This is a genomic window from Solimonas sp. K1W22B-7, assembly GCF_003428335.1.
In the GTDB taxonomy this organism is placed as follows: Bacteria; Pseudomonadota; Gammaproteobacteria; order Nevskiales; family Nevskiaceae; genus Solimonas_A.
The window spans coordinates 4,572,286-4,589,125 of record NZ_CP031704.1; the positions used below are offsets into that span (position 1 = coordinate 4,572,286).

Annotated in this window: 11 protein-coding genes; 2 read left to right on the plus strand and 9 right to left on the minus strand. The window is 67.7% G+C overall.

Annotated features, from left to right (window positions below; translation table 11 throughout):
* Window positions 1–19 precede the first annotated feature (19 nt).
* The 9 genes from D0B54_RS20665 to D0B54_RS20705 all read right to left on the minus strand — a co-directional run bounded on the left by D0B54_RS20665 (window position 20) and on the right by D0B54_RS20705 (window position 13,932).
* Window positions 20–676, minus strand: a complete 657-nt coding sequence (locus D0B54_RS20665) for an NADPH-dependent F420 reductase (RefSeq protein WP_117293714.1) — start codon at window positions 674–676, stop codon at window positions 20–22.
* A 64-nt stretch (window positions 677–740) separates the two neighbouring features.
* Window positions 741–2,951 (minus strand): DEAD/DEAH box helicase, encoded by a 2,211-nt coding sequence (locus tag D0B54_RS20670; protein ID WP_117293715.1) that lies wholly within the window; start codon window positions 2,949–2,951, stop codon window positions 741–743.
* Window positions 2,952–2,970: 19 nt separating this feature from the next.
* Window positions 2,971–4,149 (minus strand): phosphoglycerate kinase, encoded by a 1,179-nt coding sequence (locus D0B54_RS20675; protein WP_117293717.1) that lies wholly within the window; start codon window positions 4,147–4,149, stop codon window positions 2,971–2,973.
* A gap of 96 nt (window positions 4,150–4,245) precedes the next feature.
* Window positions 4,246–5,250, minus strand: coding sequence for a type I glyceraldehyde-3-phosphate dehydrogenase (gap, locus tag D0B54_RS20680; protein ID WP_117293719.1), 1,005 nt, complete (start codon window positions 5,248–5,250; stop codon window positions 4,246–4,248).
* Window positions 5,251–5,331: 81 nt separating this feature from the next.
* Window positions 5,332–7,338, minus strand: a complete 2,007-nt coding sequence (gene tkt, locus D0B54_RS20685; protein ID WP_117293721.1) for a transketolase — start codon at window positions 7,336–7,338, stop codon at window positions 5,332–5,334.
* Window positions 7,339–7,473: 135 nt separating this feature from the next.
* The gene (locus D0B54_RS20690; protein ID WP_117293723.1) at window positions 7,474–10,419 is read right to left on the minus strand and encodes a parallel beta-helix domain-containing protein; all 2,946 of its coding nucleotides are present in this window, start codon (window positions 10,417–10,419) and stop codon (window positions 7,474–7,476) included.
* Between the two features lie 17 nt (window positions 10,420–10,436).
* Window positions 10,437–12,899, minus strand: coding sequence for a DUF6351 family protein (locus tag D0B54_RS20695; RefSeq protein ID WP_117293725.1), 2,463 nt, complete (start codon window positions 12,897–12,899; stop codon window positions 10,437–10,439).
* Window positions 12,900–13,043: 144 nt separating this feature from the next.
* Window positions 13,044–13,367 carry a hypothetical protein gene (locus D0B54_RS20700; protein ID WP_117293727.1) on the minus strand — a complete coding sequence of 108 codons (324 nt, stop codon included), beginning with the start codon at window positions 13,365–13,367 and terminating at the stop codon, window positions 13,044–13,046.
* A gap of 1 nt (window position 13,368) precedes the next feature.
* On the minus strand, window positions 13,369–13,932 hold the full coding sequence (locus D0B54_RS20705) for a thioredoxin family protein (RefSeq protein WP_117293729.1): 564 nt from the start codon (window positions 13,930–13,932) through the stop codon (window positions 13,369–13,371).
* Between the two features lie 164 nt (window positions 13,933–14,096).
* On the opposite strand from D0B54_RS20705, the gene metK reads away from it, so the two are divergent.
* Together metK and ahcY are read left to right on the plus strand one after the other, a co-directional pair.
* Window positions 14,097–15,314 (plus strand): methionine adenosyltransferase, encoded by a 1,218-nt coding sequence (gene metK, locus D0B54_RS20710; protein WP_117293731.1) that lies wholly within the window; start codon window positions 14,097–14,099, stop codon window positions 15,312–15,314.
* A 57-nt stretch (window positions 15,315–15,371) separates the two neighbouring features.
* Window positions 15,372–16,811 carry an adenosylhomocysteinase gene (gene ahcY, locus D0B54_RS20715; protein WP_117293733.1) on the plus strand — a complete coding sequence of 480 codons (1,440 nt, stop codon included), beginning with the start codon at window positions 15,372–15,374 and terminating at the stop codon, window positions 16,809–16,811.
* The last annotated feature ends 29 nt before the right edge of the window (window positions 16,812–16,840 follow it).

Consider the following 16,840-nt stretch of genomic DNA (forward strand, 5'->3'; position numbering starts at 1 on the left):
GGGCACCACGAACCTCCGTTCAGGGGGCGGAATCGCCCCGCAGCAGCAGCTTGAAGGCATGCCCGGACTCGTGGCGCAGGAACACCGGGATGCACCAGAGCATGCTGAGCGGCTCGATCGCCCGGGCCGCCTCGGCATGGCCCATGTCGGCGGCCTCCCAGCCGAACCGGTCCAGCACGCCGGTGACGCAGCGCCGGGCACCCTCGTCGTTGCCGCAGATGAACATGGTCGGCCGGCCCTCGCGAAAGACCGGGTTGACCATCGCGGCGGTGCCCACCGAGTTGAAGGCTTTGACCAGCCGCGCCGCCGGGAATTCGCGCTGCAGGCGCTCCAGCAGGGAATCGTCGAGAGTGGTGAAGAAGCGCAGCACGCCATGCTGCGGCGGTGCGTCGGCGATGGGATTGGTCGTATCGATCAGGATCTTGCCGGCCAGGTTCCCGCCACCCGCCAGGCGCAGGGCATCCAGCGCCGCCGTGCCCTTGACCGCCAGCACCAGCAGCTCGCCCCAGGCGGCGGTCGCGGCAAGATCGCCGGACAGGGCCTGCGGGTGCTGCGCCAGCCACCCAGCGGGCTTGCCGGCCTGGCGCGAGCCCAGCATGACTTCGTAGCGATGGCGAAGGAAGCCGGCCGCAAGGGTCTGCGCCACGATACCGGACCCCAGTATGCCGACTTTCATGGTCGAACCCCGGTCGCCAAACCCGGCTTCACCTTACACCCCTGCCAGGGCCGCGGGTACCGCTTCAGGGCTGGGCGGCGAACAAGGCGCGCAACTCTTCCTCGCCCCAGCCGGCGATGCTGCCCGACTCGGCCAGCAGGGCGTCGGCCAGGGCGCGCTTCTGCTCCTGCATCTCGGCGATCTTCTGCTCCACCGTGCCCTCGGTCAGCAGCTTGTAGACGAACACCGGCTTGTCCTGGCCGATGCGGTGCGCGCGGTCGGTGGCCTGCTGCTCCACCGCCGGGTTCCACCACGGGTCGTAGTGGATCACGGTGTCGGCGGCGGTCAGGTTCAGGCCGGTGCCACCGGCCTTGAGGCTGATCAGGAACAGCGGCACGTCGCCGCGCTGGAAACGCTCCACCAGGGATTCGCGGTCGCGGCTTTCGCCGGTGAGCTTGAGGTAGCGGATGCCGGCCGTGCGCAGGCGCTCCTCGATCAGCGCCAGCATGCTGGTGAACTGCGAGAACAGCAGCACCCGGCGGCCTTCCTCGATCATCTCCGGCAGCAGGTCCATCAGCAGCTCCAGCTTGGCCGACTCCTGCACCGTGGCGGCCTCTTCCAGCTTCAGCAGCCGCGGATCGCAGCAGACCTGGCGCAGCTTCAGCAGCGCGTCGAGCACCACGATGTGGCTGCGCGCCAGGCCGCGCGCGGCGATTTCCTCGCGCAGGCGCTGGTCCATGGACAGGCGCAGGGTCTCGTAGAGCTCGCGCTGCGCGCCCTCCAGCGCCACGCTGCGGATGATGTCGGTGCGCGGCGGCAGTTCGGTGGCGACCTCGGCCTTGGTCCGGCGCAGCAGGAAGGGCTTGATGCGGCGCAGCAGCTGCTCGCGCGCGTCCTGGTCGCCGTGCTGCTCGATCGGCTTGCGGTAGCGCTGGCGGAACTGCGCCTCGCTGCCGAGATAGCCCGGCATCAGGAAGTTCAGCAGCGACCAGAACTCGCCGAGGTGGTTCTCCATCGGCGTGCCGCTGAGGCACAGCCGGTGGCGCGCGCGCAGCTGGCTGACCTTCTGCGCCGCCTGCGAGCGGGCGTTCTTGATGTTCTGCGCCTCGTCGAGGACCAGCAGGTGGTACTCGTGCTTCGACAGCGCCTCAAAGTCGCGCGCCAGCAGCGGGTAGGTCGTCAGCACCAGGTCGTGGTCGGCGATCTCGTGGTGGCGCAGGCGCCGGTCCTGGCCCTGCAGCACCAGCACGCGCAGGGCCGGCGCATAGCGCTTTGCCTCGCGGCGCCAGTTGAACATCAGGCTGGTCGGTGCCACCACCAGGCAGGGGCGGTCCATGCGGCCGCTCTCCTTCTCCAGCAGCAGGTGCGCCAGCGCCTGCAGGGTCTTGCCCAGGCCCATGTCGTCGGCCAGCACGCCGCCGAAACCCTGCACGCGCAGGAACTGCAGCCAGTTCAGGCCCTGCTGCTGGTAGCCGCGCAGCTGCGCGTTGAGCCCCTGCGGCGGCGCCACCTCGACCACGCCGGCCAGCGGCCCCGGTGCGGCACCGTCGAAGCGCAGCTGCGGCAGGTGCAGCAGTTCGTCCAGCATCAGCGCATGCGGACGCGGCAGCCACAGGCGACCGCCGGCATCCAGCCAGGGCGAATCGAACAGTTCGCGCAGCACCCGCAGCACCGGCTTGAGGCGGCCCGCCGGAACGCGCAGCCAGCGGTCGCCGGCCTCGTCGCGCAGCAGCAGCGGCGCATGGTCGTCCAGCGCCGCGATCTTCTGCGGCGTCCAGCCGGCGCGGGGGTCCTGCAGGAAGGCCGTCAGCAGGGGCAGCAGCGGCAGGCGCTCGCCTTCCACGTCGACGTCCAGCGCCACGCCGAACCAGTCACGGCCCTCGCCCTCCTCCAGTTTCAGCAGCCAGTCCGGCGCCGGATCGCAGAGGCGGAAGCTGAAGTCATGGTCGACGTCGATCTGCCAGCCCTCGCGCTGCAGCGCCGGCAAGGGCTCGGCCATCAGGCGCAGCCAGTCGCGCTCGCTGTGAGGCGTCAGCAGCGAGGGACGCTTGGGGTCGAATGACACCAGCCCCAAGGCCAGCAGCCTGCGGAAGCCGACATCCTCGGCGGCCGGATCGCGCAGCAGGAAGCCCTGCCCGTGCTCACCGACCGCCGGCTCGCCGTAGCGGCAGCGCTGCACGCCGTAGTCGAACAGCAGCTGCCCGCAGTCGCGCACGCGCTCGTCACGGCCGCCATGGCCATGCTCGGCGCGCAGCAGGCGCAGTACCGGCCGCGGCCAGGGCGGGGTGTCCGTCATGGTCGCGAGCGGAGCGGGCTTAACCCTTGGCGCGCTGTTCCAGGATCTCGACCGCCGGCAGCTTCTTGCCCTCGAGGAACTCGAGGAACGCGCCGCCGCCGGTGGAGATGTAGTTGATGCGGTCCGCGACCTTGAACTTGTCGATCGCCGCCAGGGTGTCGCCGCCGCCGGCCAGGGAGAAGCCCTCCGCCGCGGCGATGGCCTCGGCGATGGCCTTGGTGCCGCCGGCGAAGCTGTCGTACTCGAACACGCCGACCGGGCCGTTCCAGACGATGGTGCCGCAGGACTTCAGCAGCGCGGCCAGCTTCTTGCGCGTCTTGGGACCGATGTCGAGGATCATCTCGTCGGACTCCACCTCGTCGGCGCTGCGCACCTCGGCATGCGCCTCGGCGGAGAATTCGGAGGCCACCACCACGTCTTCCGGCAGCGGGATGTCGCCGCCGCGGGCCTGGATCTTGGCCAGGATCGAGCGCGCCTTGTCGAGCATGTCGGGCTCGTGCAGCGACTTGCCCACCGGCTTGCCCATGGCGGCCAGGAAAGTGTTGGCGATGCCGCCACCGATGATCAGCTGGTCGGCGACGTCGGCGAGGTTCTCCAGCAGGTCCAGCTTGGTCGACACCTTGCTGCCGCCGACGATCACCGCCAGCGGCTTCTTCGGATGCGCCAGGGCCTTGCCCAGCGCATCCAGCTCGTCGGCCAGCAGCGGGCCGGCGCATGCGATCGGCGCGAACTTCGCCACGCCATGGGTCGAGGCCTCGGCGCGGTGCGCGGTGCCGAAGGCATCCATCACGTAGACGTCGCAGAGCGCCGCCATCTTCTTCGACAGCGCCTCGTCGTTGTCCTTCTCGCCCTTGAGGAAGCGGGTGTTCTCGCCCAGCGCGATCTGCCCCGGCTCCATGGCAATGCCGTCGATCCAGTTGGTCACCAGCGGCACGGTGCGCTCGAGCTTCTCCGACAGCCAGGCGGCGACCAGGGTCAGCGACGCCTCCGGATCGAAGCGGCCGGCCTTGGGACGGCCCAGGTGCGACACCACCAGCACCGAGGCGCCTTTCTCCAGCGCCAGCTTCAGCGTCGGCAGCGAGGCGCGCAGGCGCGCGTCGGAGGTGATGCGGCCGTTGGAGATCGGCACGTTGAGATCCTGGCGGATCAGCACGCGCTTGCCGGTCAGGTCGAGGTCGGACATGCGAAGGACGGTCATTTTTTACTCCGTGAAACGAGAGAAAGGCGACGGGGGACGCAAGAAAGGGGAGAGGGAGATTGCGTCTCCCGTCTCCCCTTCACGGTCCTCTGCTGGTTACTTGGCAGCGACGACGCGGACCATCTCGAGGCACTTGTTGGAGTAGCCCCACTCGTTGTCGTACCAGCTCACGAGCTTGACGAAGGTCTTGTCCAGGGCGATGCCGGCCTCGGCGTCGAAGATCGAGGTGCGGGCATCGCCGCGGAAGTCGGTCGCCACGACCTTGTCCTCGGTGTAGCCGAGGATGCCCTTGAGGGCGCCTTCGCTCTGTGCCTTCATCTCGGCCTTGATCTCCTCGTAGGTGGCCTCGCGCTCGAGGTCCACGGTGAGGTCGACCACCGAGACGTCGGAGGTCGGCACGCGGAAGGCCATGCCGGTGAGCTTCTTGTTCAGCTCCGGGATCACCACGCCGACGGCCTTGGCCGCGCCGGTGGAGGACGGGATGATGTTCTCGAGGATGCCGCGGCCGCCGCGCCAGTCCTTGCTGCTCGGACCGTCGACGGTCTTCTGCGTGGCGGTAGCGGCGTGCACGGTGGTCATCAGGCCACGCTTGATGCCCCACTTGTCGTGCAGCACCTTGGCCAGCGGCGCCAGGCAGTTGGTGGTGCAGGAGGCGTTGGAGACGATCGCCTGGCCGGCGTAGGTCTTGTGGTTGACGCCGTAGACGAACATCGGGGTGTCGTCCTTCGACGGCGCCGAGATGATCACCTTCTTGGCGCCGGCGTCGAGATGCTTCTGTGCCGTGGCCTTGTCGAGGAACAGGCCGGTGGACTCGATGACCACTTCGGCGCCGATCTCGTTCCACTTCAGGTTGGCGGGGTCGCGCTCCTGGGTCAGGCGGATCTTCTTGCCGTTGATCACCAGCTGGCCGTCCTCGACCTTGATGTCGCCCTTGAAGCGGCCGTGCACGGAGTCGTACGCCAGCATGTAGGCGAGGTAGTCCGGCTCCAGCAGGTCGTTGATGCCGACGATCTCGATGTCGCCACCGAAATTCTGCACCGCGGCGCGCAGCACGTTGCGGCCGATGCGGCCGAAGCCATTGATACCTACTTTGACGGTCATCTCATTTCCTCGGGTTCAAAGACTGCGGCTCATCCGCAGCATCAGGTGAAAACAAAAGGGCGCCTCGCGGCGCCCCTCCAATCATTTGCCCAGCAGCGCGGCGACTTTGGCCACGACGTTGTCGACGGTGAAGCCGAAGTGCTTCATGACCGCCGCCAGCGGCGCGGATTCGCCGTAGGTGTCCACGCCGAGGACCTCGCCCTCGTCGCCGACGAAGCCCAGCCAGTACTGCGACACGCCGGCCTCGATGGCGTAGCGCTTGCGCAGCGCCTTCGGCAGCACGGATTCGCGGTAGGCGGCATCCTGGCGGCGGAAGATCTCGGCGCAGGGCATCGACACCACGCGCACGTCGATCCCCTGCTCGGCCAGCTTCTTCGCCGAATCCACCGCCAGCTGCACTTCCGAACCCGTGGCGATGATGATGCCCTGGGCGGCGGCGGCCGGCTCCCACAGCACGTAGCCACCGCGACGGGCGTCCACGAAGTGCTGCTCGGAATGCGCCTGCGGCACCAGGTTCTGGCGCGTCAGCGCCAGCGCCGAGGGACCGTCCTTGCGCTCGATCGCGTCCTGCCAGGCGATCGCGGTCTCGAACTGGTCGCCGGGGCGCCACATGTTCAGGTTCGGGATCAGGCGCAGCGACGAGACATGCTCCACCGACTGGTGAGTGGGGCCGTCTTCGCCCAGGCCGATGGAGTCGTGGGTGTAGACGAAGATGCTGCGGATCTTCATCAGCGCTGCCATGCGGACTGCGTTCCTGGCGTAGTCACTGAAGGTCAGGAACGTGCCGCCGAAGGGAATCAGGCCACCATGCAGGGCGACGCCGTTCATGATCGCGGACATGCCGAACTCGCGCACGCCGTAGTTGACGTAGTTGCCGTCGAGGCTGCCGTGGCGCAGCGGCTTGTAGCCCTTGAAGTCGGTGCAGTTGGATTCGGTCAGGTCGGCAGAGCCGCCGAACAGTTCCGGCAGCTTGGGCGCCAGCGCGTCCAGCGCGTTCTTGGAAGCCTTGCGCGTGGCCACCGGCTTGTCGAACTTCGCGGCATCGGCCAGCGCGGCGGCGGCGTGCTCGGCCCAGCCGGCCGGCAGCTCACCGCGCATGCGGCGCTCGAACTCGGCGGCATCCTCGGGGAACTTGTCGGCATAGGCGCGGAAGGCGGTGGTCCAGGCCTGCTGGCGGGCCTTGCCCTTTTCCAGCGCACTCCAGCCGGCGCGGACATGCTCGGGAATCTCGAAGGGCGCGTGCGCCCAGCCCAGCTTCTCGCGGGCCAGCTTGATCTCGGCCTCGCCCAGCGGCGCGCCATGGCTCTTTTCCTTGCCCTGCAGGTTCGGCGCGCCGAAACCGATGATGGTCTTGCAGCAGACCAGGGTCGGCTTGTCCTGGGTGGCGCGGGCGGTCTCGATCGCCTTCTTGATCTCGGCCGGGTTGTGGCCGTCGACGTTGCGGATCACCTGCCAGCCATAGGCCTCGAAGCGGCCCGGCGTATCGTCGCGGAACCAGCCCTCGACCTCGCCGTCGATGGAGATGTTGTTGTCGTCGTAGAACACCACCAGCTTGCCCAGGCCCAGCGTGCCGGCCAGCGAGGAGGCTTCGTGGCTGATGCCCTCCATCAGGCAGCCGTCGCCGGTGAAGACATAGGTGTAGTGATCGACCACGCTGTGGCCGTCGCGGTTGTAGCGCGCGGCGAGCACGCGCTCGGCCAGCGCCATGCCCACGGCATTGGCCAGGCCCTGGCCCAGCGGGCCGGTGGTGGTTTCCACGCCCGGGGTGATGCCGTACTCGGGGTGGCCGGCCGTCCTGGAATGCAGCTGGCGGAAGTTCTTCAGCTCTTCGATCGGCAGCGGGTAGCCGGTCAGGTGCAGCAGCGAGTACAGCAGCATCGAGCCGTGGCCGTTGGACACCACGAAACGGTCGCGGTTGGCCCAGGTCGTGTCCGCCGGGTTGTGGCTCAGGTAGTCGTTCCAGAGCACCTCGGCGATGTCCGCCATGCCCATCGGCATGCCCGGGTGGCCGGAATTGGCTTTCTGCACGGCGTCCATCGACAGGGCGCGGATGGCGTTGGCAAGTTCGAAGCGGTTCGTCGCGGGCATGGGAGCGGCGGCCTGGAGGGGAACAAAAAAGGGTGCGTATTTTCAGGGTTTGCGGGCGCCGGGGCAAGAAATGGTTAAAAAAAGAGCAAAAAAAACCCGGCACAAGGCCGGGCTGGACTATTTCAGGCTGTTTTCTCAGCCGAATGGCGCTTTCTGGGCCTTCGGCGCCTGCTTGGAAGTCGCCGAAGCCGGGGCCGCACGGCTGCCGCAATAATTCGCCTCCGGGTCGGCATGGCCGGCCACCACGCCGTTGACCCAGCGGTTGAGCAGGTCCACCGCTTCCACCTGCATCACCGAACGCGCCAGCGGCGGCATCTTGGAGCCGGCCTGGGTCGAGGCGACGCGGTTGGGCAGGATCGATTCGGCCGCGCTGCCCGGCTGGATGTCGTAGGTGCCGAAGTCGGCGGCCTTGCCGGCGGCGATCGGCACCTTGCAGACGCCATTGCCCTGCCCCATCGGCTCGGTGAAGGACTCCAGGTGCAGGCCCGAGTTCTGCGCATTGCCGGCCGGGTTGTGGCAATGCATGCAGTTGACCTCCAGGTAGGCGCGCGCACGCTGGTGGATGTCCTCCGGCGAGTCGGCGGTGGCGCCGGAGCTGCCCGGCACGTCGAAGCGCGCCATCTTCTCCAGGCTGGCCGGCTCGCCCGGCAGGTCCAGGTAGCCCTTCATCTTCATGTAGGCCAGCTGGTTCATCGGCCCTGCCACGTCGGGGAAGACGTTGTCGCGATTGAGGTTGCGCACCTTCGGCCCGATCGGCGGCGAGCCGGCCTCCAGGTCGTCGCCGCTGTGGCAGACCAGGCAGGCGCCGGCGTTGGGGATGGCGTACTTCTCGACGCTGCCGGTGTAATGCCGGCGCTCGCCGGCGGCGGTCACCGCGCCCGGATCGGGGTCGTCGTAGTCGTAGCTCACCGCCTTGGTGTCGCCCTCGATCTTCAGCACCGCCACGCGCCGGCCGTCGCTGCCGGTGGTCCAGAGGTAGGGCAGGCCCACCCAGTACACCGTGCCGTCCGGCTTCTGGCGCTTGATCAGCAGGCGCGTCTCGACCACGTCCTCCTGCTCGCCCGACTTGAAGGAGAAGGTCTTGGCGAACACCGTGCCCACCGGGAACTTCAGGGTCTGGGTGTAGCAGCTGTAGATGTTCAGCGTCTCGCAGTTCCCGTGGTCCTGGTAGATCGCCTTCTGCGGGCGCCCGCCGCTGTCGTCGGGCAGGAACATGAAGCGGTACTTGGAGGCGTAGTCCGAGAACAGGATCGTGTTGAGCGTGAACGGCATGCCGTTGCCGTTGGGCCCGGCGGTGGGATCCTGCGGATCGGCGAACAGCCCGTACTGCTCCAGCCGCGGGCAGTTGTACTTGAGGACGGCCTCCATGTTCAGCTTGCCGGACTGCGCCTTGCCGCAGGCCGCGGTCACGGCCGCATCGCTGGGCCGCGGATCATTGGCCGGGTTGGGCTTGTAGCTGCCGAGGATGGGCACGTAGCGCGGCAGCAGCGAAGGCGCCACCGTCGGACAGTCCTTGGGCTGCGTGCGCACGGCCGACATCAGGATCTCGCCGAAATCGGCGGTGCGCATCTTGAAGTTGACGAAGTCGTCGACCAGCAGGCCCGACAGCTGCGTGTTCTCGAACTGGTTGTTCTCGATGCACATGCCGTTGGCCGGCTTCTTCAGCGCGCCGGCCTCGTTGAACTTCCAGGCGTTGTACTTGCACTCCGGGATCGGGTCGTACTGGTACAGGTTGGGCCGCCCGCGCTCGTCGGTGCGCGCTTCGCCGCGCGCGGTGTCGTGCGGGTTGGGCTGGTTCAGCGGAATGCCGTCGGCATCCACCGGTACCTTGGTACAGTCGTTGGGGGTGTCTTCGGCGCCATCCCAGACGATGTGGGCGGACTTGCCGAGATTCTTCACCAGGATGATCGCCGGCAGCAGCGTGGCGTTGTCAGCCAGGCAATCCGGCGAATCGCCGGGGCCGGGCAGACCCGCGGGAATACCCGGGCCGCCCTTGCAGTTGGAGCGGGACAGATCGGGTAACGCCGGAGCGTAGCCGTTGTTGCGGAACTTGTTGTTGTAAATGTGGATTCCTTCGGGGAAGAAATCGTAGTTGGTGGCCGGCTCGCCCGCGTCGGCCAGGCCGTAGTTCACGATGGCGAGGCCGATGGTCTTGTTGTCGTAGATCTCGTTGTCGTAGAACTCGACCTGGTCGGCGGCGGCCACCAGCATGCCGGTGCCCGGCGGGATCACCGCGACGATGGCGCCGTGCGGCGCGAACTGCGGCAGGTTGTTGCTGTAGCTCTTGTTGCGGTGGACCAGGTTCTTCTCGCCGAACTGCACGCGGCCCGGCAGGTCGAACACCAGGAAGCCGCCGACGTTGTCGTGGGCGATGTTGTCGACGAACTCGGCGCGATAGGTGTTCTCGAACTCGAAGCCGGCGACGTTGTGGAAGGCCTCGGTGCGCCGCACCAGGATGTCGCTGGACTGGCCGACGTAGACGCCGGCGTCGGAGGAGCCGATCGACACCGAGTCCTCGATCAGGATGTGCTGCGACACCACCGGATAGAAGGCATAGGCGCCGTTGTCCGGCCAGCTTTCGCGGCTGGCGTCGTAGTTCGGCGAGGCCGGGTCGGCATTGCTCCAGCCCACCTTCACACCACGGATGGTGATGTACTTCGAACGGAAGATGCGCAGGCCGTTGCCCGGCGCGTCGTAGATCGTCAGGTCCTGGACCGTGATGCCCTCGACCTGGTTGATGTTGACGCCGTCCTGGGCACTGCTGTCCTTGAACGACAGGATCGTCTTCTCGCGGCCGGCACCCTTGATCGTGATGCCCTTCTTGCCGGTCATGATCAGGCCGGTGTCGAAGTCGAACTGGCCCGCGCAGTACTCGATGGTGTCACCCTCGTGCGCGTCGAAGAAGGCGATCAGGCTCTCCTTCTGCGCATCGGGGCCCGGACAGATGCGGAAGGTCCTGGGCTTGGCCGAACCCGCCGGCGTGCTGCCGCCGCCGCTCACCGGGCTGCTGCGGCTGCAGCCGGCCAGGGCCAGCGTCGCGGCCAGCAGCACCGCCCCGAACCGGATCGTCGTCTTGTCCATGGTTCCCTCCTGCCGGCTCAGTGCACCGGCGTCGAGCGTGCCACCCAATACTTCAGCGAATGCGGCGCCACCTGGCGCTCGCCCCCCAGCGACGGATACAGCAGGCTGTGCGCCACGTCTTCCGCGGCCGGCTTGCTGAAATCGCAGACGCCTTCGGGGAAGATCGCGCGCATGTCCGCGACCTGCGCCTCGCTGAGCTTGCCGGCATAGTCGGCCGCGTCCACCGGCCGCAGCTGGCAGCGGATGATGTCGTCGGTCATCGGCATGCCGGCGACCATGCGCGGCGTGCGCGTGACCGGCAGCGCCAGGGAGCAGACACCCAGGCCGCTGCCGTCCTCGTTGTAGAACTCCGGCAGGTCGACGCGCAGCGGGATGTTGACGTCGAACTCCGGGATCAGGTCGTGCAGCGGCCCCAGCTGCGGCAGCAGCGGCAGCTGCGCCAGGCCCAGCGGCAGCAGGATCGCGTCCGGCAGTTCCAGGCGCCCGCCGATGGTGCCGAAGGTGCAGCGGTCGGCCGCCGCGCCCGGCTTGGCCGCGGTCACCGCCGCGGTGTGGTCGCCGCCATACTCCGGCTGCTGCGACTCCAGCGCTTCGAGCCACTGCTCCATCACCGGGTAGCCGTCGGCCTGCGTCACCACGCCGCGCCACAGTCCCTGCGTGGCGATCTGGCCGCTGTACTTGGCCAGGCGCGCGCGGATCGTGAACGGCCGCACCGCCTCGTGGATGTTCGCCACCGGGATCAGGTCCAGGTAGGGCGCATGATCGAGAACCGGCGTCTCGTGCAGGGCACCGCGACCGATCACGCCGCCAAGCAGGTAGGCGGTGCGCGCCATCTGCGCGTTCATGCGCATGCGCTCCGCGACCGGCTTGCCGTCGATGTTGAAGCCGCCGATGTTGCGGTTGACGTCGAGGAACTCCTCGGCGCTGATCGCGCCGTCGAGCAGGGCCTGCAGGCCGTACTGCACCCCGGTGTTGTCCAGCGGCCGGTTGGCGTAGCCGGTGGCCGGATCGCGGCCGAAGATGTTGACGTTGGCGTCCTGCACCGTGCAGCGCACGCCCTTGAGGTTGGGGCCGGCGGGGTTGTCCGGGCCGCGATAGCGGTCGGCCTCGGGCACCGGGCCGCAGCCGGTTTCCGGATTCAACAGGTCGAGGAAGGCATCGACCCAGGACTGGCAGATGGCATTCAACTGGTTGCCCACCAGCAGGTTGTGGCCGTTGACCGCTGCCTGCTTGGGTACGCTCCAGCCCTGCGAACTGGTTGCGTAGTAGTGCTGCAGCAGGCCGCAGTCGGCCACCGTCATCGCGGTGCTGAGGATGTCGGCGAAGCTGGCCGTGGGCATGGCGCCGTCGAGGATGCCAGGCGAGCTGTTGGCCAGGTTGTACTGCTGCAGTGCCGCGCCCGAGCCGTTGGTGCCGATCATGAAGCGCACCGGGCCGTAGCGCTCGATGATGTGCTCCTTCATCAGCATCGAGGTCTCGGCGCTGATCAGCGGATTGCAGTGGTTGCCGAAGGCACTGAGCGTGTTGTGCACGACCAGGTCGCCCTTGGCCAGGCGGTCGGCGATGCCCACCAGGTTGATCAGCAGGTTGTCGGCGGAGAACTCGGTCAGCGCCAGCGCGCCCAGTACCAGGTTCGGATCGCTATGCCCCTGCTGGTAGCCGACGCCGCAGGACTCGCCGAAGACGTAGTAGACGTGGCCGTCCCAGAGCGCGGCATCGAAGGGCGCGTCGGGGCCGCGTGCGGCCGGATCGTCCAGCACCGACAGGCGCGCGATGCCACGGTTGATCGTGGAGGTCTCCAGGCGCACGACGAAGGGCACGGCGCGGCCGTCCTTGGTCTCGGTCATGATCACGTCGCCCGGGTACGGCGCATAGGGATCGGCCAGTTCCGTGAAGCCCTGGTTGACGACCGAGCGGTAGTACCACTTGTACTGCGTCACGATCGAGCAGTTGGCGTCGATCGAAGCCCCCAGGCCATTGTCCTCGGTGCGGCAGATGAAGGGCTTCTGGTGGGGGCCGGAGATCACCGGCCCGGTGATCGGATGGTTGATCACGCTCAGCTCGGCACGGCGGGTCCCGGTCGCGCCCTCGACGGTCGCCGCCAGGCGATTGCTGCCCTTCTTCAGCCCGGTCACCAGGCCGCGCACTTCCCCGCCCTCGGTGCGCGCAAAGGCAGCGCTGACGTCGACGCCGTTGCGCATCACCTTGTACGTATCGCCCGCGGCCAGGCCGCGCAGCCCCAGCAGCACGTCGCCGTCGGTCACCGCCTCGGGCAGCGTCGACAGCGTGATGATCTCGAACTGCCCGGCGGCCAGCGGCGGGGTCTTGCGGGTGTGGTAGTCGGCCTCGACCAGGTTGGTGCCGCCGTTGCCGCCGCCCCCGCCGGACTCGCCGTCCACCGGCTCCGAACGACCGCTGCAGCCGGCCAGCACCAACAGCAAAGCCGCGCACAGCGTCGTGCGCCTCACCAAGGCCTTCATGGGTTCTCCTCCCCGCGTCTGAATATGAAGCTTTCGTTATGCCGCCAACATAAACCCTGGGCGACAGGACGGGAAGGAGTGGAAATTACCTAGGGCCTGTTATCGCTACCGCGATCGCTGCGATCGCGGTAGCGTTAACAGACCCTACGGCGGCGCGGGCTTCACCGCCGGCGGATGCATGGCACGGAACACCAGGTAGACCATCCAGGGAAAGGCATAGCTCCACCAGCCGATGGCCTCGGCCAGCGGGAATTCCGCCAGCTGCGGATCGCCCAGGTAGCGCTGCTGGCGCACCCAGGCGTAGAGCAGCACGAACAGCCAGCACAACTGCGTCGCCAGCGCCCACAGCAGCCGCGACCACCAGCGGGCCCGGTGGTCGGCCAGCAGCAGCAGCGGCGGCAGGAACATCAGCAGGGCATGGAGCAGGCCGCGGGCAGTGGCCGGAAACAGCTGTGACAGCAGTTCCATGTCAGGAGCCCTTCCGGAACTTGATGCTGCAGCCCAGGCTCGGCTGCTGGCGCTCGTCGACGGCGCGCCCGGACAGCAGCGCGTCCAGCGCCGCCCGCAGGTCGGCACCGGTGACCGGCAGGCCGTTGCCCGGCGTGGAGCCGTCGAGCCGACCGCGGTAGGCCAGCCTCAGGCCGGCGTCGAACAGGAAGAAGTCCGGGGTGCAGGCGGCGCTGTAGGCCCGCGCCACGTCCTGGGACGGGTCATGCAGATAAGGAAAGGGATAGCCCAGTTCACGGCCGGTCCGGGTCATCTGCTCCGGGCCGTCCTCCGGGTAGGCGGTGGCGTCGTTGGAGGAAATGGCGACCAGGGCCACCCCGCGGCGCTGGTAGTCCTGCGCCAGCCGGACCAGTTCGGCGTTGACGTGCTTCACGTAAGGGCAATGATTGCAGATGAACATGACCAGCGTGGCGCATTCCGCCTGGAGGTCGGCCAGGCCCAGCATCCGTCCGCTGAGGGTGTCGGGCAGGCTGAAAGCCGGCGCGGGCGTGCCCAGGGCGAGCATGCTGGAAGGGGTCGGGGGCATTCTTGGGGCGGTTTCGGGCAGGTGGAACGGCTTTTTGTGCAAGATTAGCCGCCCGTCGCCCGGGATTCACCCCCTATGGCGGCCTCCGCCCGCAGGCTTTACAATATCCGCTCATCCGCATAAACGGATTGAGCTTCCCGTTTTCCATTTCGAGGGCTGCATCGATGTCCGAATACCTGTTTACCTCCGAGTCCGTTTCCGAAGGCCATCCGGACAAGATGGCGGACCAGATCTCCGATGCCATCCTCGACGCCATCCTGGCGCAGGACCCGCGTGCCCGCGTGGCCTGCGAGACCCTGGTGAAGACGGGCGTCGCCGTGCTGGCCGGCGAAGTCACCACCACCGCCAACATCGACGTCGACGCCATCACGCGCGGCGTGATCAACGGCATCGGCTACAGCAACACCGAGGTCGGCTTCGACGGCCACACCTGCGGCGTGCTCAACATCATCGGCAAGCAGTCGCCCGACATCGCCATGGGCGTGGACGGCACCTCCAGGAAGGTGAAGGCCGCCGAAGACATCGGCGCCGGCGACCAGGGCCTGATGTTCGGCTACGCCTGCAACGAGACCAGTGCGCTGATGCCGGCGCCGATCTTCTACGCCCACCGCCTGGTGGAGCAGCAGGCCAAGATCCGCAAGGCCAAGAAGGGCGGCCTGTCCTGGCTGCGCCCGGACGCCAAGAGCCAGATCACCCTGCGCTACAAGGACGACCAGGTCGCCGGTATCGACGCCGTGGTGCTGTCCACCCAGCATGATCCGAGCATCAAGCTCAAGGACCTGCGCGAAGCGGTGCTGGAAGAGATCATCAAGCCGGTGCTGCCGGCCAAGTGGCTGACCAAGGCCACCAAGTTCCACATCAACCCGACCGGCAACTTCGTGATCGGCGGCCCGGTGGGCGACTGCGGCCTGACCGGCCGCAAGATCATCGTCGACTCCTACGGCGGCTGGGCACGCCACGGCGGCGGCGCCTTCTCCGGCAAGGACCCGTCCAAGGTCGACCGCTCGGCCGCGTACGCCGCGCGCTACGTCGCCAAGAACATCGTCGCCTCGGGCCTGGCCGACCGCTGCGAGGTGCAGGTGAGCTACGCCATCGGCGTGGCCGAGCCGACCTCGATCATGCTCACCACCTTCGGCACCGGCAAGGTCTCCGACCAGTCCCTGGAGAAGCTGGTGCGCCGTCACTTCGACCTGCGCCCGGGCGGCATCATCAAGATGCTCGACCTGATCCACCCGATGTACCAGATGACGGCCTCCTACGGTCACTTCGGCCGCAAGCCGATCGAGATCAAGGGCGCCGATGGCAAGACCTACTCCGCCTTCTCCTGGGAGAAGACGGACAAGGCCGAGGCCCTGGCGGCCGATGCCAAGAAGCTGAAGTAAGCCGTACGGGAAGGCGGCGCCCGCCGCCTTCCCTTTCACCGAATTCCGGAGTACCCGATGAACGCCCAGCTCAAGCCCGCCACCCCCGACTACAAGATCAGGGACATTTCCCTTGCCGAATTCGGCCGCAAGCGCGTGCGCATGGCCGAGGAGGAGATGCCGGGCCTGATGAGCATCCGCGCCCAGTACGCGCCGCTGCAGCCGCTCAAGGGCGTGCGCCTGACCGGCTCGCTGCACATGACCAAGGAAACGGCCGTGCTGCTGGAGACGCTCAAGGCACTGGGCGCCTCGGTGCGCTGGGCCTCCTGCAACATCTTCTCGACCCAGGACGATGCCGCTGCCGCCGTTGCGGCCGCCGGCACGCCGGTGTTCGCCTGGAAGGGCGAGACGCTGGAGGAGTACTGGGACCTGACGCTGGACTGCGTCACCCACACGCTGGCCGACGGCACGCTGACCGGCCCCGAGCTGGTGGTGGACGACGGCGGCGACGTCACGCTGCTGATCCACAAGGGCTACGAGCTGGAGCTGGGCGACCAGTGGGTCGACTCGCCGTCGGACAACCATGAAGTGCAGGTGATCAAGAACCTGCTCAAGCGCGTCGCCAGGGAGCGCCCGGGCTTCTGGACCCGCGTGGTCAAGGACTGGCGCGGCGTCTCGGAAGAGACCACCACGGGCGTGCACCGCCTGTACCAGATGATGGAAGCGGGCAAGCTGCTGGTGCCCGCCATCAACGTCAACGACTCGGTCACCAAGAGCAAGTTCGACAACCTCTACGGCTGCCGCGAGTCGCTGGCCGACGGCATCAAGCGCGCCACCGACCTGATGATCGCGGGCAAGGTCGCCTTCGTGGCCGGCTACGGCGACGTCGGCAAGGGCTCCGCGCATTCGCTGCGCGGCCTCGGCGCGCGCGTGGTCGTGTCGGAGATCGACCCGATCAACGCCCTGCAGGCGGCGATGGAGGGCTTCGAGGTCAAGACCATCGACGACGTGCTCGGCTTCGCCGACATCTACGTCACCACCACCGGCAACAAGGACATCATCACCCTCGAGCACATGAAGGCGATGAAGAACAACGCCCTGGTGTGCAACATCGGCCACTTCGACAACGAAATCCAGATGGACCGCCTCAACGCCTCCGGCGCGGTGCGCGACACCATCAAGCCGCAGACCGACCGCTACACCTTCCCGGACAGCGGCAAGTCGATCTACGTGCTGGCCGAAGGCCGCCTGATCAACCTGGGCTGCGCCCACGGCCACCCGTCCTTCGTGATGTCCAACAGCTTCTCCAACCAGACCCTGGCGGCGATGGACCTGTGGACCCACAAGGACGTCTACCAGAAGACGGTCTACCGCCTGCCCAAGAAGCTCGACGAGGAAGTGGCGCGCCTGCACCTGGCGCAGATCGGCGTGAAGCTGACGACGCTGACGCCGGCCCAGGCCGAATACCTCGGCGTGCCGGTGGAAGGCCCGTACAAGCCCGAGCACTACCGTTATTGATGCCGCTTTCGTGGGAGCGGCTTTAGCCG

Bases quoted from the DNA above. Each gene is read 5' to 3' on its own strand.
- D0B54_RS20695 (WP_117293725.1), bottom strand. From the start codon at position 12,899: ATGAAGGCCTTGGTGAGGCGCACGACGCTGTGCGCGGCTTTGCTGTTG.
- D0B54_RS20670 (WP_117293715.1), bottom strand. From the start codon at position 2,951: ATGACGGACACCCCGCCCTGGCCGCGGCCGGTACTGCGCCTGCTGCGC.
- tkt (WP_117293721.1), bottom strand. From the start codon at position 7,338: ATGCCCGCGACGAACCGCTTCGAACTTGCCAACGCCATCCGCGCCCTG.
- ahcY (WP_117293733.1), top strand. From the start codon at position 15,372: ATGAACGCCCAGCTCAAGCCCGCCACCCCCGACTACAAGATCAGGGAC.
- D0B54_RS20690 (WP_117293723.1), bottom strand. From the start codon at position 10,419: ATGGACAAGACGACGATCCGGTTCGGGGCGGTGCTGCTGGCCGCGACG.
- D0B54_RS20665 (WP_117293714.1), bottom strand. From the start codon at position 676: ATGAAAGTCGGCATACTGGGGTCCGGTATCGTGGCGCAGACCCTTGCG.
- D0B54_RS20705 (WP_117293729.1), bottom strand. From the start codon at position 13,932: ATGCCCCCGACCCCTTCCAGCATGCTCGCCCTGGGCACGCCCGCGCCG.
- gap (WP_117293719.1), bottom strand. From the start codon at position 5,250: ATGACCGTCAAAGTAGGTATCAATGGCTTCGGCCGCATCGGCCGCAAC.
- D0B54_RS20700 (WP_117293727.1), bottom strand. From the start codon at position 13,367: ATGGAACTGCTGTCACAGCTGTTTCCGGCCACTGCCCGCGGCCTGCTC.
- D0B54_RS20675 (WP_117293717.1), bottom strand. From the start codon at position 4,149: ATGACCGTCCTTCGCATGTCCGACCTCGACCTGACCGGCAAGCGCGTG.
- metK (WP_117293731.1), top strand. From the start codon at position 14,097: ATGTCCGAATACCTGTTTACCTCCGAGTCCGTTTCCGAAGGCCATCCG.